This is a genomic window from uncultured Paenibacillus sp. (genome assembly GCF_963515335.1).
Taxonomy (GTDB): Bacteria; Bacillota; Bacilli; order Paenibacillales; family Paenibacillaceae; genus Paenibacillus_I.
Map to the genome: position 1 here is coordinate 72416 of NZ_CAUPYC010000001.1, position 22568 is coordinate 94983.

General features: G+C 61.0%; 20 protein-coding genes. 2 read left to right on the top strand and 18 right to left on the bottom strand.

Features of this window, described 5'->3' with window-relative positions:
• Positions 1-63 precede the first annotated feature (63 nt).
• Both RWM61_RS00340 and RWM61_RS00345 read right to left on the bottom strand, forming a co-directional pair.
• The gene (locus RWM61_RS00340; RefSeq protein WP_313996049.1) at positions 64-942 is read right to left on the bottom strand and encodes a site-2 protease family protein; all 879 of its coding nucleotides are present in this window, start codon (positions 940-942) and stop codon (positions 64-66) included.
• Positions 935-1843 (bottom strand): M23 family metallopeptidase, encoded by a 909-nt coding sequence (locus RWM61_RS00345; RefSeq protein WP_313996051.1) that lies wholly within the window; start codon positions 1841-1843, stop codon positions 935-937. Before RWM61_RS00345 ends, RWM61_RS00340 begins: the two co-directional genes overlap by 8 nt.
• 257 nt (positions 1844-2100) lie before the next feature.
• Between RWM61_RS00345 and RWM61_RS00350 the strand changes: the two genes are divergently transcribed.
• The gene (locus RWM61_RS00350) at positions 2101-3078 is read left to right on the top strand and encodes an aldo/keto reductase (protein WP_313996054.1); all 978 of its coding nucleotides are present in this window, start codon (positions 2101-2103) and stop codon (positions 3076-3078) included.
• 15 nt (positions 3079-3093) lie between these two features.
• Positions 3094-3975 carry an EamA family transporter gene (locus RWM61_RS00355; RefSeq protein ID WP_313996057.1) on the top strand — a complete coding sequence of 294 codons (882 nt, stop codon included), beginning with the start codon at positions 3094-3096 and terminating at the stop codon, positions 3973-3975.
• A 92-nt stretch (positions 3976-4067) separates the two neighbouring features.
• On the opposite strand, the gene RWM61_RS00360 is transcribed toward RWM61_RS00355, so the two are convergent.
• From RWM61_RS00360 to hemL, 16 genes are all read right to left on the bottom strand, one after another.
• Entirely contained in the window at positions 4068-5216 is a 1149-nt protein-coding gene (locus tag RWM61_RS00360) for an FtsW/RodA/SpoVE family cell cycle protein (protein ID WP_313996060.1), read from the bottom strand.
• A 7-nt stretch (positions 5217-5223) separates the two neighbouring features.
• Positions 5224-6015, bottom strand: a complete 792-nt coding sequence (gene minD / locus RWM61_RS00365; RefSeq protein WP_313996063.1) for a septum site-determining protein MinD — start codon at positions 6013-6015, stop codon at positions 5224-5226.
• Positions 6016-6018: 3 nt separating this feature from the next.
• The gene (locus RWM61_RS00370) at positions 6019-6684 is read right to left on the bottom strand and encodes a septum site-determining protein MinC (RefSeq protein ID WP_313996066.1); all 666 of its coding nucleotides are present in this window, start codon (positions 6682-6684) and stop codon (positions 6019-6021) included.
• A 63-nt stretch (positions 6685-6747) separates the two neighbouring features.
• The gene (mreD, locus tag RWM61_RS00375; RefSeq protein WP_313996069.1) at positions 6748-7269 is read right to left on the bottom strand and encodes a rod shape-determining protein MreD; all 522 of its coding nucleotides are present in this window, start codon (positions 7267-7269) and stop codon (positions 6748-6750) included.
• Positions 7266-8228 (bottom strand): rod shape-determining protein MreC, encoded by a 963-nt coding sequence (gene mreC, locus RWM61_RS00380; RefSeq protein WP_313996072.1) that lies wholly within the window; start codon positions 8226-8228, stop codon positions 7266-7268. The genes mreD and mreC overlap by 4 nt, the downstream gene beginning before the upstream one ends.
• Positions 8229-8263: 35 nt before the next feature.
• The gene (locus tag RWM61_RS00385) at positions 8264-9292 is read right to left on the bottom strand and encodes a rod shape-determining protein (RefSeq protein ID WP_313996075.1); all 1029 of its coding nucleotides are present in this window, start codon (positions 9290-9292) and stop codon (positions 8264-8266) included.
• Positions 9293-9336: 44 nt separating this feature from the next.
• Positions 9337-10026, bottom strand: coding sequence for a DNA repair protein RadC (radC, locus tag RWM61_RS00390; protein WP_313996078.1), 690 nt, complete (start codon positions 10024-10026; stop codon positions 9337-9339).
• Positions 10027-10059: 33 nt separating this feature from the next.
• Positions 10060-10680, bottom strand: a complete 621-nt coding sequence (locus RWM61_RS00395) for a Maf family protein (RefSeq protein WP_313996375.1) — start codon at positions 10678-10680, stop codon at positions 10060-10062.
• A 54-nt stretch (positions 10681-10734) separates the two neighbouring features.
• Positions 10735-10980, bottom strand: coding sequence for a DUF4321 domain-containing protein (locus RWM61_RS00400; protein WP_313996081.1), 246 nt, complete (start codon positions 10978-10980; stop codon positions 10735-10737).
• Positions 10981-11050: 70 nt separating this feature from the next.
• Positions 11051-12484, bottom strand: coding sequence for an SPOR domain-containing protein (locus RWM61_RS00405; RefSeq protein ID WP_313996084.1), 1434 nt, complete (start codon positions 12482-12484; stop codon positions 11051-11053).
• Between the two features lie 143 nt (positions 12485-12627).
• Complete coding sequence (murC, locus tag RWM61_RS00410; RefSeq protein ID WP_313996086.1) at positions 12628-14022, bottom strand: UDP-N-acetylmuramate--L-alanine ligase; 1395 nt, start codon at positions 14020-14022, stop codon at positions 12628-12630.
• An 8-nt stretch (positions 14023-14030) separates the two neighbouring features.
• Positions 14031-15398, bottom strand: coding sequence for a folylpolyglutamate synthase/dihydrofolate synthase family protein (locus tag RWM61_RS00415; RefSeq protein WP_313996089.1), 1368 nt, complete (start codon positions 15396-15398; stop codon positions 14031-14033).
• Between the two features lie 64 nt (positions 15399-15462).
• Positions 15463-18120, bottom strand: coding sequence for a valine--tRNA ligase (locus tag RWM61_RS00420; protein WP_313996092.1), 2658 nt, complete (start codon positions 18118-18120; stop codon positions 15463-15465).
• A 547-nt stretch (positions 18121-18667) separates the two neighbouring features.
• Positions 18668-20101, bottom strand: a complete 1434-nt coding sequence (locus RWM61_RS00425; RefSeq protein WP_313996094.1) for a LysM peptidoglycan-binding domain-containing protein — start codon at positions 20099-20101, stop codon at positions 18668-18670.
• 87 nt (positions 20102-20188) lie between these two features.
• A complete protein-coding gene (locus tag RWM61_RS00430) occupies positions 20189-21169 on the bottom strand; it encodes an RluA family pseudouridine synthase (RefSeq protein WP_313996097.1) in 981 nt (326 codons plus the stop codon).
• A 32-nt stretch (positions 21170-21201) separates the two neighbouring features.
• Positions 21202-22503 carry a glutamate-1-semialdehyde 2,1-aminomutase gene (gene hemL, locus RWM61_RS00435; RefSeq protein ID WP_313996100.1) on the bottom strand — a complete coding sequence of 434 codons (1302 nt, stop codon included), beginning with the start codon at positions 22501-22503 and terminating at the stop codon, positions 21202-21204.
• Between the last annotated feature and the right edge of the window lie 65 nt (positions 22504-22568).

Here is a 22568-nt window from a genome sequence, read left to right on the forward strand (position 1 = left end):
CGCGTTTTCTGGCTTTTATTTTATATGATAACATTCTACATGATAACCAAAGGACAGGAAAGCCTACGTCGGGAAAAGCTCCGCGAGCGTCGCGCCCTGTCTCCCCACCTCAAGGTAGCGCTCGATCACCCTCTCCTCCGGCAGCACGCCGAGCAGCCTCCCGCCTTCGCCCGTCACATAGATCAAATGGTAACGGCCGCGCCGAAGCATCCGCAAAATGCCCCCTACCGTCTGCCGTCCGGTCACGACGATCGGCGCGGCCGGCGCCCCTTTCTCCCGGCGGGCTTCGGACTCGGCGCCGCGGTGCATCAGGAACCGCAGAAATACGAAAGGGAGATTGCGGCGGTACGTCCAATTGGAAACGAACAGGAAGAGGCCGATGGCCAGAAGGTTCAGTTGAACGCCGCCGTCATTCAGCGGGATGCAGGCAAAAGCGACCATTCCCGCGCTGAAGGCAAGGCTGAGCGCCGCTCCCCAATGAAGCGTCCGATGGTATGGAAAGCCGCCGCTGAACGCCGCCTGCAACAGCTTCCCGCCGTCGAGCGGAAGCACGGGCAGCAGGTTGAAAAGGCCGATCATCACGTTGGCCCGCGCGATGTAGGCCGCCCAATCCTCATCCCAGCCGGCCCATCGTCCCAGCGCCCACGCCGCCGCGGCCATCCATACGTTCTGCAGCGGTCCCGCCGCCGCGACCGCCGCTTCCTGGGCCGCCGGCACGGTGCCCGCTTCCTCCGTCTCCGCCACGCCTCCGAACGGCAGCAGCTTGATTTCGCGGACGCGCCAGCCGAATGCTTTCGCCGCCGCGACATGCCCCAGCTCATGGACAAGCACGATGGCGAACAGGACGACAAGCTCCGCCACATAACCGGTGACGATCGAACCGAGCATGACCAGCACGAACAGCGGGTGCACGTTCCAGCGGATGCCGAGCCAATTAATCAAGCGGAACCACATCCGTCGGATCGACAACCTTTCCGTCGACCTGCACGGAGAAAAAAAGCAAACCGAAAGCGCCGTCCTTCTCCCGTCCGAGCGTGCCGATCCGGTCCCCGGCTTCGACCCAATCCCCTTCCTGAACGGTTGCCTCGAACAGCTTGCCGTATATGGATTCGACTTTGTCGGCGTGCCGGATGACGACGCGGACACCTCCCGCTCCGTCGGCCGATACGCGGCTTACCCGCCCGGTCTCCATCGCCCTTACCGCGCTGTCCGCCGCCCCGTAAATTTCGACGCCGTTCAGCGTTTCCGCGAAGCTGCGCACGACCGATCCGCCGGGCACCGGGGCCACGACCGGCAGACGGACCGTTCCATCGACGCTCCGGCTCTCCGTTCCCGCCGTTCCGAAGCTTGGAATGAAGGAGGGCGCTCCCGCAAAAGTATCCCTGTACCACGCCGCCACGGCCGCGGTATCCATCTCTTCGGTCAAGGCGGCGATCACGAATGCGCGCGCCGGTTCGGCCCACGGCATGTCCAGCCGGAACAGCCCCCACACCGCGCCGAACAGTACCGCCGACAGCACCAGGCGGCGGAGAAAACCGGTCGATTGACGGCCGCTTCCCGGCATGCGTCCCGAAGGGTATTCGTCGTCGCGGGTTCCCTGCCGGTCTCCGCCGTGAACCGCATGCAGCCACTCCCTCGATTTCCTTTTCCACTCGATTTCGGGATCGGGCTCCGCGGCGCGGATTCCTTGCCCGGCGGCGGTCTTTCCCGGCTCCGCCGGTTCGGTCCGGCGGTTATCCGCGACCGTTCCGGCGGGCGGGCGGCCATAAGCCTCGGGCGGCCGGTCCAGCAGACTGCGTATGCGTTCCTCTCTTCTGCGCTTGTTCTCTTTGCTCGCTCCCATATGCGTTCCCTCCCTGTCGCAGCAGCCGTATCGCTGCCCGCAGCCGTATCGCCGCCCGCAGCCGCTTTTTCCGCAGCCGCCTCGCTCGTCCGGGCAGCCCTTTGTCCTATGCCTATGACATAAGACAAGCAATTATGCCGCCTGCTATACCGCAGCGAACTACGTAATGTTCATTTCACTACTTATGTTGCAGCCGCGAAAACCTTATAATGGAGAGGTATGGATGCAACTACACGATTACGGGAGGGAACAAACGAATGGCTACAACGATTCCTCTGCATCGCAGAGGCCTGCAGGCCAGCCGGCTCGTGCTCGGCTGCATGCCGCTGGGCGGCGGCTGGAACAGCGAGCCGATCACGGCCGCACATGAGAAGCAGGCGCGGGAAGCGGTCGAAGCCGCGCTGGAGGTCGGCATCAATATGTACGACCATGCGGACATTTATACGATGGGCAAGGCGGAGCAAACGTTCGGAACGGTGTTGAAGGAGAAGCCCGGCCTGCGGGACAAGCTCATCCTGCAGTCCAAGTGCGGCATCCGCTTTGAACGCGGACCGGGCAAGCCGCATCAGTTCGATTTCTCGAAATCGCATATCCTCGCAAGCGTGGACGGGATACTGGAGCGCCTCGGCGTCGAGTACATCGACATTCTGCTGCTGCACCGTCCCGACGCGCTCGTTGAACCGGAAGAGGTGGCGGAAGCGTTCGAACGCCTGACGGAAGCCGGCAAGGTGAGACATTTCGGCGTGTCCAATATGGGAGCGGGCCAAATCAAGCTGCTCCAGGCGTATTGCAAATCGCCGATCGTGGCGAACCAGTTGGAAATGAATTTGCTTTACACGGATTTCATCGACCAAGGGATTCACATCAATCAAACTGCGGGCAAGGACGGCATTTTCCCGGAGGGGACGCTCGAGTTCTGCCGGCTGGAGAACATTCAGCTTCAGGCATGGAGCCCGCTTGCCAAAGGCCTGCTGAGCGGCGCTTCCCTGGAAGGCCAGCCGTCCAACGTCCAAGAGACGGCGGCGCTGGTGGCAGCGCTGGCGGAGCGGAAAAACACGACGCGCGAGGCGATTGTGCTCGCATGGCTGATGCGCCACCCCGCCGGCATTCAGCCGGTTATCGGCACGTCCGATCCTCAGCGGATCCGCAACTGCGGCGCCGCCGGGCAAATCGAGCTTAGCCGTGACGAGTGGTATGAACTGTATACCGCGTCGCGCGGCACGAAGCTTCCTTAAGGGCGAACGAACCGCATGTGGCTGTTATTCGCCTCGTTGTCGGCCGTCGCTTTCGGCACGCGGGGCGTCCTCTACCACTGGACCTCGCAAAAGCCGATTAACCGCAATCTGCTGCTCGGCGGCGTCTTTTTCACCGGCTGCCTGTTCAGTCTGCTGGTCGGCTTGGCCGCCGGCGAACGCTGGACGCCGTCTGCGATGGTAGGTGTCCTGATGGGATTGTGGTCGTTTCTGGCGAATGACTCGATGTTTCGCGGCTTTGCGTCGGGGAAAGCGTCGATCGTGGCGATTCTGACCGCGCTGCCCTCGGTCGTTGTCGTGACGCTTACGTTTCTCATATGGGGCGAAAGGTTGACCGCTTGGCAGCTGGTCGCCTTCGTCGTCATCGTGTCGGGCGTCCTGCTTGTCCGCTTTACGGGCGCGGCCTCGCTCGGCCGGCTGGAGGGCGCCAAATGGGGCTTGCTCGCCACGATCTTTTTCGGCTTGAACGACGTGTCCGGCAAATGGTCGACGCTGCTCGGCGCCGATACGTTCCCGACGCTTTTCTTCATGTTCGCGACCGGCACGCTGCTGTTCATGGCCTCCTGGCTGCGGGAGCAAGGCAAACAGGCCGGACGGGGCGAACGGGACGGGCGCTCCGAACGCTCGGCAGGCTGGCCGCTCGGCAAAACATTCGGCGTCGGCATGCTGGTGGGCATCACGAACACCGTCGGCATGGTGCTGATCCTGTACGCGTTCGAGCTCGGCGTAACCGGGCTAGTGTCCGCGGTCGTCGCCTTGAACGTGATCGTCATTCTGCTTTACACCCGACTGATCGTCAAGGAATCGTTCTCGCAGCCGGAGCTGATCGGCATGATTCTCGCCTTCGGCGGAGTCGTTCTGCTGCGGTTGTTGGGATAACGCGAAACGACGGCCGGCCCGGAGCAAAAAAACAAGCCGGCCCGGCCGCAAAAAGGCGCCGCTGCCCGATCCGGGCAACGGCGCCTTTCGCGTTAATCCAACTCGTATTTCTCCTGATGCGCCTTGATGCTGAAGACGAGGCCGATACTCAGCATATTGAGCAGCAGCGACGTGCCGCCATAGCTGATGAACGGCAGCGTAATGCCGGTAATCGGCATGATGCCGATCATCATCCCGATATTCTCGAAGATCTGAAACACGAACATCGACACGATGCCGATGATGATGAACGAGCCCTTCAAATCGTAGCATTGAAAAGCGATCAGGATCATTCGGTAAATAAGCAGGAAGTACAGCAGCAGCAATACGGCCGAACCTTGAAAACCGAACTCTTCGCCGATCACGACGAAGATCGAGTCGGAATACGGGTACGGAATAAACCGCCGGTTCTTGGAATCGCCCTCCATATAGCCGTCGCCGGTCAACCCGCCCGATCCGATCGCAATGAGCGATTTCTCCGACTGGTATTTATCTTTGTCCGAGGCGGTCTCCGGGTTGATATACGTGTTGATTCTCGCGTACCAGTGCTCTTTTTCTTGTGAGGTCAAATAGTCCTTGATCTCGGTATTGAACGTATTGAACAGGCTGACGAACAACACGAGCGCGCCTACAACCACGGTCAGCCCGATCAGCACGTGCGTGTACCTGACGTTGCCGATCCACAGCATGCCCAGGACAATGACGACGTAGATGATCGCGTTCCCGAGATCGGGCTGGATCATAACGAGCATGAACGGGAGCATGGAAAAGGCGGCTATCGGCAGCAGATCGCTTGTAAAAGACAGCCGGTCGCCCTGCCTTCGTCCGATCAGCACCGCAATGGTAATGATGAGGAGAATCTTCATGAACTCAGCCGGCTGGAACGACAGGAGCCCGCCCGGCAGCGTGAACCAGCTCCTCGCCCCGTTGATTTTGTCCCCTGCGAAATAGACCAGCACCAGCAGCCCGACGCCTATGCCGTACAGCACGTACCAGCCCTTCAGAAAAAGCCGGTAATCGAACAGCGTCGAACAGATGGCTACCACGAAGCCCGCCGCGTAAAAAACGAGCTGCTTCAGATCATAGTTGGGGTACTCCGGGTTGCCGTAGGTGGCGCTCCGGACGAGCAGCGTGCTCATCACCATAAACAAAGCAAGGATCAGGAGCATGCCCCAATCCAATTTTTTTAATTTGTTCAACACGATGCATTCATCCTATTCCCAGAAACTTGCGGAAACGCTGGAACATGCCCGCTTTGTCGTCGAGCTGCATGAGCGGCACCTTGTCGCCCAGAATCCGCCGTCCTATGTTGCGGTAGGCGATCGCGGCGCGGGAGGATGGATCCATGACCGTCGGCTCGCCGCTGTTGGCGGCCTTGATCACCTTCTCGTCGTCGGGCACAATGCCGAGCAGATCGATGGCGAGCACCTGGCAAATCTCGTCGATGTCGAGCATTTCCCCGCTCTTCACCATATTCTGGCGTATCCGGTTAATGACCAGACGCGCGGGGATATGGGATTGTTCCAGCAAACCGATAATGCGGTCCGCATCGCGCACCGCCGCATTCTCCGGCGTCGTGACCACGATCGCCCGATCGGCCCCAGCTACCGCATTGCGGAAGCCCTGCTCGATGCCCGCCGGGCAATCGATAATGACGAAATCGAAATCCTTCTTCAGCTCGAGCACGATGTCCCTGACCTGCTCCGGCGATACGTCGTTCTTGTCCTTCGTCTGGGCGGCGGGGAGCATATACAGCTCGTCGAACCGTTTGTCCTTGACGAGCGCCTGGTTGAGGCGGCAGCGGCCGTCTGCCACATCGATCAAATCGTAGATAATCCGGTTTTCGAGGCCCATGACGACATCCAGATTGCGCAGGCCGATATCCGTATCAACCATACAGACCTTCTTTCCGTGCAAAGCGAGGGCGGTTCCCACATTCGCCGAAGTCGTCGTTTTGCCGACTCCGCCTTTCCCCGATGTTACGACAATCGCTTCTCCCATCTTTTACACTCCTTTGAACACGATCGGATCCCTGCGTATGCGAAACAGGCCGGACAGCTTGTCGATTTTCATCTGCCCGTCCTGTAAAAAAGCGAATTCCATCCAGGTATCGCCGGTGATCCACTCATCCGGCGGGCGGCTGATGACGTCGGCAATGCGAAGCTGCGTCGGCTTCAGCTGCGAAGCGGCGATGATGACGTCCGTACGTCCGCCGATTCCCGCATGCGCCATGCCGCGCAATGAGCCGAGCACGTAAATGTCGCCCGTGCAGAGCAGCGTGCCGCCCGGGTTCAAGTCGCCCATCAGCAGCAGATGGCCCGCATGCTCGACGGTCTGGCCGGATCGGACGATACCGGTCAGGACCTTAAGCTCATCCTTCGCAGACGCTTGATCGCCGGCGTGCTCCTGCTCGGCATCCACCGATTGGACGAGCAGGTTTCCCCTTTTGCGGATCGCGCTCACGATCTGGTCCTTCTGCTCTTCGCTTGCCTGCCGCCGGCCCATCTTGACCTGCACATGCACGAGCGGGCCCGTCAGCAGCTGCTGATGCGAGGTCTCCAGCTTGTAGTGAAGCTCGTCCAGCAGCTCGGAAAACTCACACTTATCGTCCAGCAGGAACACGAGACCTTCTTTTACGCCTTTGATCGTTATGTGCTGCTTCTCGGTCACGCCTTCCCCTCCTCCACCCTATACCATTCGGTTCGGACACCGCCGATTCCTGCCGGCCGCCCGTTATTCCTCCTGTCCCGCATTCGGCTTCCCCGAGCCCTCGAACAGGCGCCGTGCCGGAATGTATACCGCCAGCGCGAAGCCGATCTGCAGAAACAGGCTGGGCATGATGGAGTCTATCAGAACGTAAGCGTACTGCTCTTGCGTGATCCGGAATACTTTATAAATCAGGTAGACTACGGAATTATACAGCAAACCGGCAAAGCCGATAATCGACAGGGCGAGCAGCAGCGGGCTTCTTCTGCGTTCCAGCAGCAACCCCGTCAGATAGCCGCAGAGCCCCATCGCGAACGCGTGTACGCCAAGCAGATCTCCGTAAAAAACGATGTCCTGCAGCAGTCCGAAGCTTAATCCGAGCATAAGTGCCGTATGGCGGCCGGTGTATAAAGCGGCATAAAGGACGAATACGAATACGAACTGCGGTACCAGCCTGCCGTACAAAGCATCCGGTATCAGCCAGGGAATAATGGTGCTCTCCACAATAAACAGCAAAAACATGAAAAAGACGGCCAGTCTTACGTTCATCGCCCGGACTCCTCGAATCCCTCTGCTTCTTCAAGCTGATCCGCCGCGTTCGCGTCCGTGCGTTCATCCTGCCCCGTAATCGCCGGCGTTCCGGTATCGGGCGGAATGACGACAAACACCTCGGTCAGCCGGTCCAGCTTGGCGGAAGGCTTAATCGCGGCCGTGTACGTCAACCCGAAATCACCCACCTGACGGGATTCCACCGTCCCGATCTCCAGCCCGCGCGGAAAGACGTTCCCCAACCCCGAGGTAATGACCACGTCGCCTTCGGCAAGCGGATCGTTCTCGGCGATCCGGTTCATAAGCAGCATGCCGGTCCCCTTATCATAGTCTTCGACGATGCCGAACGACTTCCCCTCCTTGTCCACCACGGTAGCCGAAATCGCCCTTGGATTGGGGGAATCCGGATTCAGCTGCGTGATCGGCGTGACCGTCGAATAGAGCGGAAATACCCGGCTTACGAGTCCGACCAGGCCGTCGGTCGACACGACCGCCATGTCCGGCTTGATGCCGTCGGTGGAACCCAGATTAATCTTGAAGGCCAAGTTGTTCGGATCGAGGTCCGCCGCAACCACCTGCGCGATGACGTATTTGTACTTGTACATGTTTTTCTGACGTTCCGTGAAATCGAGCGCGTCCATCAGCCGTTCGTTCTCCTGCTGCAAAAAGTTGTACGTGATGCGGTCCCTCGCATACCGCGAAGCCAGTATGCGCAGCTGTTCATTCTCCTGATAGATATCGCGCATCGTGCGTACATCCTCAAACAAGCCCGCTATGTATCCTGCGGGCTTGTAAAACCATTGCTGTACGAACGTAACGGTATCGCCGATGAAGTTCTCGGGCCAAGACAGCTTCTCTCGCTTGCCGAGCGAAAACCCCATGACGGCGATAAAGACGATTAAGCCGATCATCAGAACGAACAGTCGCTTGTTTCGAAATAAGTTAAACAGTTCGCTCACCCGCCCATTTCACTTTCCACCCGCTCGCGGGTGCATTAACGCTTGCGCGACCCGCCGCCCTTGGACTTGAACAAATGAATGTTCTCAAGCGCCCGGCCGGTGCCGATCGCCACGCAATCGAGCGGATTCTCGGCTACGATGACCGGCATGCCCGTCTCGCGCGCCAGCAGCTTGTCCAGGTTGCGAAGCAGCCCGCCGCCACCGGTCAGCACGATGCCGCGGTCCATGATGTCCGCCGACAGCTCGGGCGGGCACTTCTCCAGGGTGACTTTCACCGCGTCGACGATCGCGTTCACCGTATCGGTGAGCGCGTCGGTAATTTCGTCGGATGTGACAGGTATCGTTTTGGGCAGTCCCGTGACAAGGTCGCGGCCCCGGATTTCAATCGATTCGGTCTTGTCCAGCGGCAGCGCCGAACCGATCTCCATTTTCAGCTGCTCGCTTGTCCGCTCGCCGACCATCAGGTTATACATCCGCTTGATGTATTGGATGATCGCTTCGTCCATTTCGTCGCCGGCGATCCGGATCGAACGGCTCGTGACGATGCCCCCGAGCGAAATGACGGCCACCTCGGTCGTGCCGCCCCCGATGTCGACGACCATGCTTCCGGTCGGCTCCCATACCGGAAGATCCGCTCCGATCGCCGCCGCGAACGGCTCTTCAATCGTGTAAGCCTCCCGCGCGCCGGCCTGCTTCGTCGCGTCCTCGACGGCGCGTTTCTCGACGGCCGTAATGCCGGACGGCACGCAGACCATCACGTTCGGATGGCGCGGAAACAGCGCTCGCTGCTTCTGCGCCTGCCGGATAAAATATTTGATCATCGTGGCGGTCGTGTCGAAATCGGCAATGACGCCGTCCTTCATCGGACGAATCGCGCGGATGTTGCCCGGCGTCCGGCCGATCATTTTTTTCGCTTGCTCGCCTACCGCTTCGATCGTTTTCGTATCGGTACGCAGGGCAACCACGGACGGTTCCCTGACGACAATGCCTTTACCTCTGACATAAACAAGGGTATTCGCCGTACCCAGGTCGATACCCAAATCTTTTGTGAAGCCTCCGAACATTCGTTAAACTCCCTTCTCTCGATCAGACAATCCTACTTATTATATTACATCAGACCTTGTTCCTTCAAACTGATAAACCTGCCATCGCCGATGACAATATGATCCAGCACATCGATGCCGACCAGATCGCCGGCCTCGCACAGGCGTTTCGTCAACGAAACGTCTTCCGGACTGGGGGCCGGATCGCCGCTCGGATGGTTGTGCAGGCAAACGATCGAGGCGCTGCTGCATTTGATCGCGGCGCGGAACACCTCGCGCGGATGCACGAGCGACGCATTGAGCGTTCCGACGGACAGCGTTTCGCGCCCGATCACGTGATTTTTCGTATTCAGAAACAGACAGACGAAATGCTCCTTTTTCAAATACCGCATCGATTCCATCATGTAGTCCGCCGCATCCTGCGGCCGGCGGATCGTATAACGCTCCTCGGAGCGGCTTTGCGCAAGGCGGCGGCCGAGCTCCATGCCGGCCCTGAGCTGAACGGCCTTGGCCGGCCCGATGCCGCGAATCTCCGTCAGCTCTTCAATGCTCATATCGACCAAACCGCGAAGCCCCCCGCATGCCTGCAGGATGCGGGAGGCCAAATGTACGGCCGACTCGCTTCGGGTTCCGGTTCTCACCAGTATCGCCAGAAGCTCGGCGTGGCTAAGTGCGTCTGCCCCATAGGCCATCATGCGCTCTCTCGGTCGGTCTTCCCGGGGGACATCGCGCAAAATCAACGTTTGCGTATCCATGTCCGTTTCCGCCTTTTCGATTGGATGCTTTCGTCAAATCACGTCAATGCCGAACTCGCCCAGCAGCTCGGACAATAGGGACAAGGGCAAGCCGACCACATTGAAATAATCGCCTTCGATACGATCGATCAGGGTAGCGCCCAATCCCTGGATGGCGTAAGCACCCGCCTTGTCCGCCGGCTCCCCCGAAGCGACATAACGTCCGATCCGTGCCGGATCGAGCGGCTTCATATGTACGCGGGTCATGCCATGCGCGACCGCCTCGCGGCCGCCCGGGGTCGAGACAAGCGCGACGCCCGTATAAACCTCGTGCGTCCGCCCTTGCAACCGGCCCAGCATGCCGGCGGCCTCGTGTTCGTCCCGGGGCTTGCCCATTATCTCGCCGTCGAGCACGACGATCGTGTCGGCTCCTATTACGACGGCGGGCGTGCGGTCATCCTCCTGCGAGCGTTCCAGCATCTCCTTCACCGCACGCGCCTTGCGCAGCGCGAGCGCTTCGACGATCTGCGGCGGCGTCCAATCCGCCGGCGTGCTCTCGTCCGCCTCGGACGACAGGATCACGACCGGCAGCCGCAATCCGAGCGACTGTATGAGCTCGCGCCTTCTCGGCGAGGAGGAAGCCATGACGATTCTCTGCGCCGTCCGTTCCGTCACATATGCCGATTCGTTCACTTTGCGGCCAACTCCTATTCCATACTCGTTTCCGCCTTACAGCTTGCGGTAGAGCCAGATGGCTGCGATCGCGCCGACGATGCTGAGCAAGCTGATGTCGATACGCAGCGAGAAATCAAAGCTGAGAACGAGCAGATCGGCTTTGGGCGACCAGGCAAGCTGCGCCGTATCCGTTAAAAACGATGCGCCGGGCACCCGCTTCAGCCATCTGGCCCCAAGCGCGCCGGCTACGAGGCCGATCAGGATAAAAAGCATGAGAATCCACGCATTTTTCTTCATCATCCAACGTCCCTCGCCTTTTTTTGACACCCTGCCCTATATTATACGTGGGATGCATCCCGTTTACAATGCGTCAAAAGCGCCCCATCCATTCCTTTTGGACGAATACCGCTTCCATGAGGGCCGTCTGCGCGTTACGCAAGCGCTCGGACGATACGCTCTTTTCGTAATCCTCCACCGCCGCGGAAGCCGTCCCTATGGACTGGTCCAAACGATCCAGATAAAGCTTGTCGTCCGCGGACACACCTTGCCGGAAAACAACGGTCGATCGCGACCACTGCCCCATCGCTTCCTTCCAGGCTTTCGCTTCGTCGACACCCATAGGCTCGGGCTGCTCCGCGGCCAGCAAGCCGGCCGTGAGACCGCCTAACGCGCGAATCAATCGATCGGTATCGTCGAAAAAACGGACCGCATCCCCGCCCTTTCCGTTAAAAGGAAAGCCGGCAACGGCTTCGACCGCGATTTCTTTCCGGTATACCTCCACGCCCGCCAACGCCTCCCCGAGGGCCGCCGCTTCCTTCGGATCGGCAGCCAGGCCGGCGTATACCCGATAGCCTTCGGAGGTGTCCGCGGAGGCCGCGTAGCCTTTCGACCGCAACTCCTCCATCGCCGCTTTCATGCCCTCCCCATTGCTGAATACACCGTATTGCAGCATCGTATATTTACGTTCCGGCAAATCCGCCGCCGCAGCCTGCCCGCCGCTTCCGCCGGAAGCCGGGACCGCCGGCGCGTCGGCCGGTCCCTTCCCGTCCTCAGACGGCGAAGGCGAAGACGGGGAAGGGGACGCTTGATTTGCGGCTGTCCCGTCCGCCGCGGGCAGCGCCGGTTCGCCCGCAAACAACGAGAGCACAACATAACCGAACAACGCTCCTGTCAGGAGGGCTCCGGCGACCGAGGCGAATACCTTGAGCCACGACGGCCCTCCGTCGCGCCGGCGCTCTACGACAAATCCGGTGTAGCCTTTACTGTCGGCCTCGTAGACGGGCGGGGCAAAAGGCTCCGACAGCCGCTCGCTGTAATCCGCGAACGCTTCCATGTACCGCCTGTCGTCCAGACCGTCCCGTTCGTCCGGTTCGTCCGATTCGTCCGAGCGCCGCGCCGACGCCTCGGAACCGCCCTTCGTTAGCGCAGCCTCGCCGAGCGGAATTTGCACGGCCGCCGGCACCGGCGCGGCGTCCGTTTCCAGGGTCGTCCGCTCCGTCCTGTCGCCCTGCCGCTTATGAAGCGGCGCTTCGTCTATCGGCAAGGGCGCTTCGGCCCGTCGTTGCTTGGGCCGGCCCGCACTGTCCGCATCCGTTTCCCGAATAAGCCGTTCAAGCGCAAAGGGGTCGTCCTGAAACGGGCTGTTCCAAGGGGAGACATCCGCCGCGAAACGCATTTCCTCGCGGAAGAACGGCACCACCTTGCCTGCGGAAGCCGGGCCTCGTTCCGGTTTATCGGACGGCTCGCGCCGCGCCCCGCCGGTTTCCTTCTCGAATCGGTATGTGATGCGCGCTTTCGGGTTCATTTGATCTCTCTCCTTCTCCGGTTCATATAGTTCTACTCTATGAAGTGAATGAGAGATTTATGTTTTTGCCGCACGGCAAAAAGCCCCCGGAGCCGTCATCCGACGGACGACGGACCGGAGGCCCCTTTATTGCCGGCGGCGCCTTAAGCCTGCTCCGGATACCGCTCCCGCAGCTTGCGCGCGAGCGCGTCCGCCACCTTCCATATATCCCCGGCTCCCATCGTAATCACAAGATCTCCGGGGGCGACGCGCCCGGACAAATAGCCGAGCACATCATCCTTCGTCGGCTTGTAGACGGTATTCCCGTTGCTGTTGGCGACGATCATTTCAACCAGCTTGCTCGCGGTGACGCCTTCGATCCGCTTCTCGCCCGCCGGGGAATAGATGTCGGTAATGACGACCTCGTCCGCATCGGAGAAAGCGCGGCTGAACTGATCCAGCAGAAAAAACGTGCGCGTGTAGCGCTGCGGCTGAAACACCGCGATAATCCGTTTGCCGGTCGCCTTCGCCGCCAGAATCGTCGCCTGGATCTCGGTCGGGTGATGCGCGTAATCGTCGATCACCAGCATGCCGTTCACTTCGCCCAGCACTTGGAAACGCCTTTTGGCGCCGCGGAACGAACGGATCGCTTCGGCGATCGAAGCGAACGGCACCCCCGCCTCGAGACAAGTGATCACGGTGGCAAGGGCGTTGCTGACATTATGCTTGCCGGGCACGGACAGCTCGATGCGGCCAAGAGCCGTTCCCCGTCGATTGACCTGGAACGACACCTTGCGGTCGCCCAACTGGATGTCCGTTGCCCGATAATCGGCGTCCGCGTCGATCGCATAGGTGACGATCTCGCCGCCGCCCGAAACCTGGAGCAGCAGCTCGCGGACGTTCTCGTCATCCGCGCAGACGATCGCTTTGCCGGCCGGCTTCACCTGCTCGAGGAACCGGACGTACGCCGCTTTCAGTTTATTGAAATCGCCGTCGTAGTTTTCCAGATGATCGGCCTCTATGTTGGTCACGATCGCAACGGACGGATGATATTGCAGGAAGGAGCCGTCGCTCTCGTCGGCTTCGGCGACCACATATTCGCCTTTGCCGGCTCTGGCGTTCGTCCCGACGTTCACGATCTCGCCGCCGATAATATAAGTCGGGTCGAGCCCGCAAGCCTCCATCACAAGCGCGATCATGGAAGACGTCGTCGTCTTGCCGTGCGCGCCCGCAACCGCGATGCCTTTGCCGGCATTCATGAGCCGAGCCAGCATCTGGGCGCGATGGATGACCGGTATGTTCAACGCTTCCGCCGCCCGGCGTTCCACGTTATCTGTGGACAGCGCCGTCGAATAGACGACGAGATTGGCGCCGTTCACATGCTTCGCTTCATGACCGATATAAATCTGGGCCCCTTTGGCCGAAAGCTTCTCCGTCAGCTCCTGCCTCGCGACGTCGGAGCCGGATACCTTATAGCCCATCTCCAGCATCACCCTGGCGATGGCGCTCATCCCGTAGCCGCCGATACCGATGAAATGAACGTGTTCTGCCGTGTTCAACTCGCGCTTCACCAACCTTTTTCAGAATCCGTATTGTAGAGCAGACGGGAACGAACGTCCGCGATCAGGTAAAGCGTGCCGGTTACGACCGCCAAATCGCCCGGTTCGGTCCGGCGCCGCAGCAGCTCGAGCGCTTTGCGCCAATCCGGCTCGACCGTAATGTCCGCCGGACGGCGGGCCGCTTCGGCGGACATGGCGCCCAGCTCGTCGGCAGCCAACTTTTTGCGGAAATCGGGCTCGGTTACGATCAGGGTATCCACTAGAGGTAGTATATGCCGCAGAGTATCGCGATGATTCTTATTCGCCAGCATGCCGATCATGACATGCAGCTTCCCGTAGGAATACGTATCGCGGATCGCGGCGGCCAGCGTCTCCATGCCTTCCGGATTATGCGCGCCGTCAAGCACGATCCGGGGCTCGCGGCTGACCGTCTCCAGACGGCCGGGCCAACGCGCTTCCCGCAACCCGGCCTGCAGATCCTCGTCTTCGACGATCAGCGCATAATACTGCCTCAGCACCTCAAGCGTCATGACCGCCACCGCCGCGTTGGCTCGCTGGTGGGCGCCGTTCAGCGTCACGGTCAGCGGCTCGATCGTCCGGAACAGCCCCTCGAACCGGAAGGTTTGTTCATTTTCCTTAACCGCGAGCGGGGATTCGCGAAACTGCTCGCCCATCAGGTACAGCGTAGAGCGGTGCGCGGCGGCCGCATCCCGGATGACGGAGGCGGCCTCGGGCTGCGCCACCGCGCTGACGACCGGCACCCCGGGCTTGATGATGCCTGCCTTCTCCCGGGCGACCTGCTCGAGCGTATCCCCGAGAATGTCCATATGATCGTGGCCGACATTCGTAATGACCGAGACGACCGGCGTTACGACGTTCGTCACGTCCAGACGACCGCCGAGCCCGGTTTCCCAGACGACGTAATCGGGAAAAGCCGCCTTCCCGAAATAGAGGATGGCCAGCAAGGTCGATACCTCGAACATCGTCGGCGAGCCGAGCCCGGTCGCCGCCATCGCCTCGACATGCGGCTTGATCTCGCGCGCGAGCGCCAGCACCGCTTGCTCCGGAATATCCTCGCCGTTATACTGGAACCGGTTCGTGAATTTGGTGATATACGGCGACGTGAACGTGCCGACGTCATACCCGCACTTGATCAGCACCGATGTCAAATAGGCGCATACCGAGCCCTTGCCGTTCGTGCCCGCCACGTGGATGAACTTCAAGCGGCGCTCGGGGTGACCGAACGCCTCAAGCAGCGCCTCCATCCGCTCCAGCCCGGGACGGATGCCGAAGGGCACCAGCCCTTCGATCCATTTCCGCGCTTCCTCGTAAGATTGGAGCGGAGCCGCGCCGGCCCCGCATTGTTCCCTGTTCATAGACGACCTTCTTTCCGTTCCATGCCTGATCTCATTGCCGGGCTTCGGGTGCGCGCATCACGCCTTAACCGCGAAGCTCGGCGATGCGGGCCAGCACTTTATCGCGTTTGTCCGCGTAATCCTTCATCTTCGCTTTCTCTTCCTCGATGACCTTGACCGGCGCCTTCGCGACGAAACCTTCGTTGGCCAGCTTTTTCTCCACCCGCTCCACTTCGCCGTTCAGCGTCTGAAGCTCCTTCTCCAAACGGGCGATCTCCTGCGAAATATCGATCAAGCCGGCGAGCGGAAGGTACAGCTCGGCGCCGGTCACGATCGCGGACATCGCTTTGTCGGGAGCCGGCAGCCCCCGGCCGATCTCAAGTCTCGAGGTGCCGCAGAACCGCCGTACGAACTCCTCGTTGCGGTTCAATATGGCAAGCTCCGCCTCGCCCGAGGCGTTCACAAGCAGCTCGATCTTTTTGCTCATCGGCACATTGACCTCGGCACGGATATTGCGCACCGCGCGGATCATGTCCATCAGGAGCTCCATTTCGCGCACCGCCTCCGGCGATTCGAGCGCCGGGTCGTAAACCGGCCAAGGCGCAAGCGCGATCGTCTCGCCTTCGTGCGGGAGATGCTGCCAGATCTCCTCGCTGATGAACGGCATGAACGGATGGATCAGCCGCTGCGTCCGGTCGAGCACGTAAGCCAGCACCGACTGCGTCGCGCGCTTCGCGGCCTCATCCCCGCCGTACAGGTTCAGCTTGGCGAACTCAATATACCAGTCGCAAAGATCGTCCCATATAAAATTGTAGAGCAGGCGGCCGGTTTCGCCGAACTCGTAGCCGTCGATCAAGCGCGTGACGTCGCGCACGGTTTCGTTCAGCCGGTGCAGGATCCACTTGTCGGCCGTTCCGAGCGGCACCCGGATGTCGATGTCGGCCGCCGTTACGCCTTCCAGATTCATCAGGGCGAAACGCGACGCGTTCCAGATTTTGTTCGCAAAGTTGCGCGATTGCTCAACCTTCTCCCAGCGGAAGCGCAGATCCTGTCCCGGCGTGCTGCCCGTCGAGATCATGAAGCGCATCGCATCGGCGCCGTATTGCTCGATCACGTCGAGCGGGTCCACGCCGTTGCCGAGCGATTTGGACATTTTCCGTCCCTCCGCGTCGCGGACGAGACCGTGAATGAGAACGTCCTTGAACGGAATGCGGTCCGTAAATTCCAGCGCCGTGAAGATCATCCGGGCAACCCAGAAATAAATGATATCGTAGCCGGTGACGAGCACATCGGTCGGGTAGAACCGCTTCATGTCCCCGCTGTCCTCCGGCCACCCGAGCGTCGAGAACGGCCAGAGCGCCGAGCTGAACCACGTGTCCAGCACATCCTCATCCTGGCGAAGCTCCCCGCCGCAGGACGGGCAGGCCGCCATATCCTCTCGGGAGACATGCATCCCGCCGCATGCATCGCAATACCAAGCCGGAATCCGGTGGCCCCACCACAGCTGGCGGGAGATGCACCAATCGCGGACGTTCTCGATCCAGTGCAGATAGATTTTCTCGAAACGGTCCGGCACGAAATTTACGCCTTCTCCGGATTTCTGCGCCTCGATCGCTTTCGCCGCGAGCGGCTTCATCGACACGAACCATTGCGTGGACAAATACGGCTCGACGACGGCGCCGGAGCGCTCGCTGTGGCCGACCTGGTGGACGTGCTCCTCGATGCGGACGCAAACGCCCTGTTCCTGCAAATCCTTCACGATCCGTTTGCGGCACTCGGCGCGATCCAGCCCTTGGTACGGACCTGCCTGCTCATTCATCGTGCCGGTTTCATCCATCACAACAATCTGCGGAAGCTCGTGGCGCAGGCCGACCTCGAAATCGTTCGGATCGTGCGCCGGGGTAATCTTCACCGCGCCGCTGCCGAACTCCTTGTCGACATACCCATCGGCAATAATCGGAATTTCGCGCCCCAGCACGGGCAGCACGAGCGATTGGCCGATCAGGTGCTTGTATCGCTCATCCTCCGGATGCACGGCCACCGCCGTATCGCCCAGCATCGTTTCCGGCCGCGTGGTCGCGACCGTGATGTAGCCGCCGCCTTCCTTCAGCGGATACTGCAAATGGTAAAGCGCGCCTTGCACTTCCTTGTACTCGACTTCGATGTCCGACAGCGCCGTGCGGGCCGTCGGATCCCAGTTGATGATTTTTTTGCCGCGGTAGATCAGTCCCTTGTCGTACAGCCGGACGAATACCTCGCGAACGGCGCGGGAGAGACCTTCGTCCAGCGTGAACCGCTCGCGCGAATAATCGAGGGAGAAGCCCATTTTGGCCCATTGCTCATGGATCGAGCCCGCGTAATGCTCCTTCCACTCCCAAACCTTCTCCAGAAACTTTTCCCGTCCGAGGTCGTAGCGGGACAATCCTTCCTCGCGCAGCTTCTGCTCGACCTTGGTTTGCGTCGCAATCCCCGCGTGGTCGGAGCCGGGCAGCCACAGCGCGTCGTAGCCCTGCATTCTTTTCGTCCGGACCATGATGTCCTGCAGCGTAAAATCGAGCGCATGCCCGATATGCAGCATGCCGGTTACGTTCGGCGGCGGAATGACGATCGTGTAGGTGTCGGCGTCCGGCCGTTTGCCCGCTTCAAAATAACGGCCTTCCATCCAAAAGTCGTACCATTTGCGCTCCGCCGCCTTCGGATCGTAAGTCGTCGGCATTTCTGTCGTGCGGTTCGTTTCCGTCATTATCCCTGTATACCTCCAATTATGACAATGGGCGGTTGCCCATTCGATTGAAACGGTAAAAAAGAATCAACTTGCGATATGGCGTTTCGGGGATCCCGCAAAAGCCAAAAAAACCTTCCGTCCGCAAAGGACGAAAGGCTGAGCTTCCGTGGTACCACCTTTATTTCGCAGGCGCAGGCGCGTGCGACACTTGGGGCTGATAACGGCTGCAAGCCGGCCCCGCCCTCGCGGACGAACCGCTCAAGGAGGCAACTCCGGGGCGACCCGTAGCAGCGGCTGATCCTGCAGGACCTCTCAGCGTAACGGTCCCGCTCTCTGAAGGCACGGCTGCGTACTCTTCCCTTTCATCGTCGTTCATGCATCTTCCAATTTCATTATTACCTATCATACCGATCTTATCCCCCGCCGTCAATATTAGACAAGAGGAGTCGGTAGCCTGCCGTTATGAATGAATGCGGAAAGATGCGTACGTTTGCTGCGGGGACGAGAAAAAGCCAAAAACCCTTTAAACAAGGATTTTTGGCTCAAAGCGCATCACGTAACGGCTTTACGGAATCATGAGCACTTGACCTTCCGACACGTTGTTCGCCGAAAGCCGGTTGTACAGCACGATTTCGCGGGGATTGAGCTGGTAGCGCCCGGCGATCGTCTCCAGCGTTTCGTCCCGCTGGACGATGCACAAGCGAAGCTTGCGAAATTCGTGGTCATCCTGCTGCTTGCCGAGGAACAGGTTCTGCCACACGATGTCGTCGCCGGGCGGCTGCCGGATCTCCCGCTCCGCCTGCTGCATCGCCTGTTCCTGCTCCGCCGACTGCCTTGCCTCCTGCTCCCGTCGGCCGGCATGCAAAAGGGAGCTCAGGCCGACCGGCTCTACGGCCGCCGGCTCGCTCGTCCCGCGGGCGGCGCCGAAAGCAATTCGCATCTCGGCCTTGATGGGCTCGGGCCCTGCCGGTTCCGGCAGCGCGAACTCGTCCGCCGCCGAGCCGAACGCTTCATGGTAGCCGGAAAACCGCGCCGTGTCGATGTCGGCTTCCCAGGCCTCCGGCTCGCCGTTCTGCTGCGTGCGGCCGACCGGAGACGGAACGGCCGAATCCGCGCTGGCGAACGCATGCCAGCCGGCTGCCGCGGCCGGAGGCTCGGCCGCCCGGTTTGGCGGCGCCTCGGGCTGCTCGGCTTGGCGCGGCGCGGCCGAAGCGGGAGCATCAGCGTCTTCGGCCTCAACCGGCACGAACGACGGCGCAGAGTCGGCCGCCCGAGCTTTAAGCTCATCCGGAGCGAATGCATTCGCCGCGCTCACGGCTTCGTGCCTGTGCGGAGCGCCTGCCGCCGCGCTCTTCGCACCCAAGTCTTCCGCGCCTTCGATCCTGCCGAAGCCTGCAATGTCCCCGAAGCCTTTCGCCTCCTGCGAACGCCTCGCCCTTTCCGAAGCCTCCGCCCATTCCGGGCTCTCCCGGCCCTCAAAGGCATTCGCGCCCGCCACGCCCGCCGAGGCCTCCGGGGATTCCGATTGTTCGGAAGCCTGCGTCTCCGCCTCCGCCTCCGCCTCCGAATCCCGCCGATGCACGACCGTGAACGGCTCATCGCCCCAGGCATAGGCCGGCGACGGCTCGCCGCCCCTTGCCTCGACTCCCTTCAGCGACAGCACGCCCGTAATATTGAGCGTGCGGGCGGATAACAGATCCACGTCGAAATTGTCGACCTCCACCGTAATATCCTCCAATCGGTTCACCCGATTGACCGGAAGCGTAATTTCGACGGGAATGAAATGCTCGAGCTCGCGCGCGCCGTCGTCTCCCCCTTGCGAACTGTACACACCGCTTAGCAGCAGCTGCCCCCTCAGAAGCACCTGCTCGCCTTGCTGCACGGCCTGAATATACGGCGTCAGCTCGATTTCCTCCAGCTCGTGGATATCCGCGACGTCCTGCGGCAAATGCACGCGTTCATATACGTCAAAACGCAATCCGTCCGATGGTTGGAACACGGCCCATCCTCCCTTCCGATACTCGTATGCCGATACGTTCGGTATCGTTCAATACCTATCTATATGGGAAGGGGAAGGATAGCATGACTATTTTGTCACAAGGCCGAGCCGTGTTGACAGGTCCGCAAACCAACCGGGAAGCGGACATGCAATCGCCGTTTCCGTCCCGGTCCAAGGATGCGGAAAAATGAGGCGTTCGCCGTGCAGCGCCTGATGGCGCAGCAACGGCTCCGCGGGCGCGCCGTACAGCGTGTCGCCGATCAGCGGATGGCCGATATGGCTGAAATGGACGCGAATCTGGTGGGTGCGTCCGGTTTCCAGCGTCACGCGCACAAGCGCAGCGCCTTCTCCCGCCGCCAACGTCTCGTAATGCGTGACGGCGGTCTCTCCGGCCGGCGCGATCCGGCGGCGCGAGCCGTGGTGCCGGTCACGGCCGATCGGCGCGTCGATCGTACCTTTGCGCCGCCGCGGCACGCCGTTAACGAGCGCCAGGTATCGCCGGTCGATCGCTTTCCGGCGCATCGCCTCATCCAGGCGCAACTGGGCCAGATCGTTTTTGGCATACAGCACAGGCCCCGAGGTGTCGTCGTCCAGCCGGTGGATATGGCGGACCGGAGCGTCCTGCCCGGTCGCCAGACAATGCCTTAAGGCTGATTCGTCCAGCGTGCCGCGGTGTCCGGGACGGGAAGGATGAACCGCCATGCCGGCCGGCTTGTTCAGCACAAGGCACCAGTCGTCCTCGAACAGAACGTCGGCCGAAGCGCCGCTGCCGCTTCCCGACGGCTCCGCAGCCCACTCATGCCGGCCCAACCCCGCCTTCGGAAAAGCTTGCAGCCACAGCCGGCCGCCGTCCATTTTCAAGCCGCCGACCGAGAAAAGCCGATTCACCCACTTGTCCGGAAATACGGCAAGGGCCAGCAGCCATTGCCGCACACGGTGCGGATGGCTGCCGGCCGCAAGGAATTCCGGCAGAGGATCGGGCAGAGGCACGACGAGCCATTCGCCCGCGCGCTGCGCCCGATCAAGCCCAAGCCCAGGCCCAGGCTGAAGCATGCCGCCTGCGTCCATCGTTTCTTCGCTCCTTCGCACCTTCGCCGTTTCTACAGCCTGCCCAGCGCTTCATCATGCGCGGCGATCGTGAAATCGATATCGGCTTCGGTATGGACGGCGGATACGAACATGCCCTCGAACTGGGAAGGCGCAACGCTGACCCCCAAATCCAGCATGCTTGCAAAGTACGTCTTGAACCGGTTCAGGTCGGCACGCTTCGCCGTTTCGTAATTGATGACCGTCGCCTCCGTGAAAAACGGGCACACCATCGAGCCGACCCGATTGATCGTGGACGGAACGCCGCGCCTCTGCGCATTATCCTCGAAGCCCGCTTGCAGTCGGACGGAAAGCCGCTCGAGCAGCTCGTACGTTTCCGGCTTCAAAAGTTTCAGCGTCGTGTAGCCGGCGGCCATCGCGAGCGGATTGCCGGACAGCGTGCCCGCCTGATAGATCGGGCCGCTTGGCGCCATCATCTCCATAATGTCCCGGCGGCCGCCGTATGCGCCGACAGGCAGCCCTCCGCCGATCACCTTGCCCAGGCAGGTCAGGTCCGGCGTCACGCCGTACAGGCCTTGCGCGCAATGGTAATGCACCCGGAAGCCCGTCATCACCTCGTCGAAAACAAGCAGGCTGCCGTACCGCTCCGTAACGTCCTTCAGGCCCTGCAGAAAACCCGGCAGCGGCGGCACAACGCCCATATTGCCGGCTACCGGCTCGACGATGACGCAGGCGATCTCCTCGCCGAACCGCTCGAACGCCAGCTTGACCGATTCGAGGTCATTGTAAGGCACCGTGATCGTATGGGAGGCGATGCTCTCCGGCACGCCCGGGCTGTCGGGCAGGCCGAGCGTGGCGACGCCGGAGCCGGCCTTGATCAGCAGGCTGTCCGCGTGGCCGTGATAGGAGCCTTCGAACTTGAGGATTTTGCTGCGCTTCGTATAGCCCCGCGCAAGGCGAAGCGCGCTCATCGTCGCCTCCGTGCCGGAGTTGACCATTCGCACGACTTCAACGGACGGCACGCGGCCTGCAACCAGCTCGGCCATCAGCGTCTCCATTTCCGTCGGCGCGCCGAAGCTCGTCCCTTTCTCCGCCGTCTTTTTCAGCGCCTCCACGACCTCCGGATGGGCATGGCCCATAATAAGCGGCCCCCAGGATCCGACATAATCGATATAGGAATTGCCGTCGATATCGTAAATCCGGGCGCCCTCGCCCCGTTCGACATAAACCGGCGTCAGCCCGACCGATTTGAATGCCCGGACAGGACTGTTCACGCCCCCGGGAATGACGCGCTTCGCCCGTTCGAATGATTCCCGGGAACGCGCATCCGAGCGATTCCGACTGTTTTCGACCATTATTTGTCACTCCTATCTTTTTCCTGCCCGCGCGGTGTGTTAAACTGACGGTACCATACTTATAC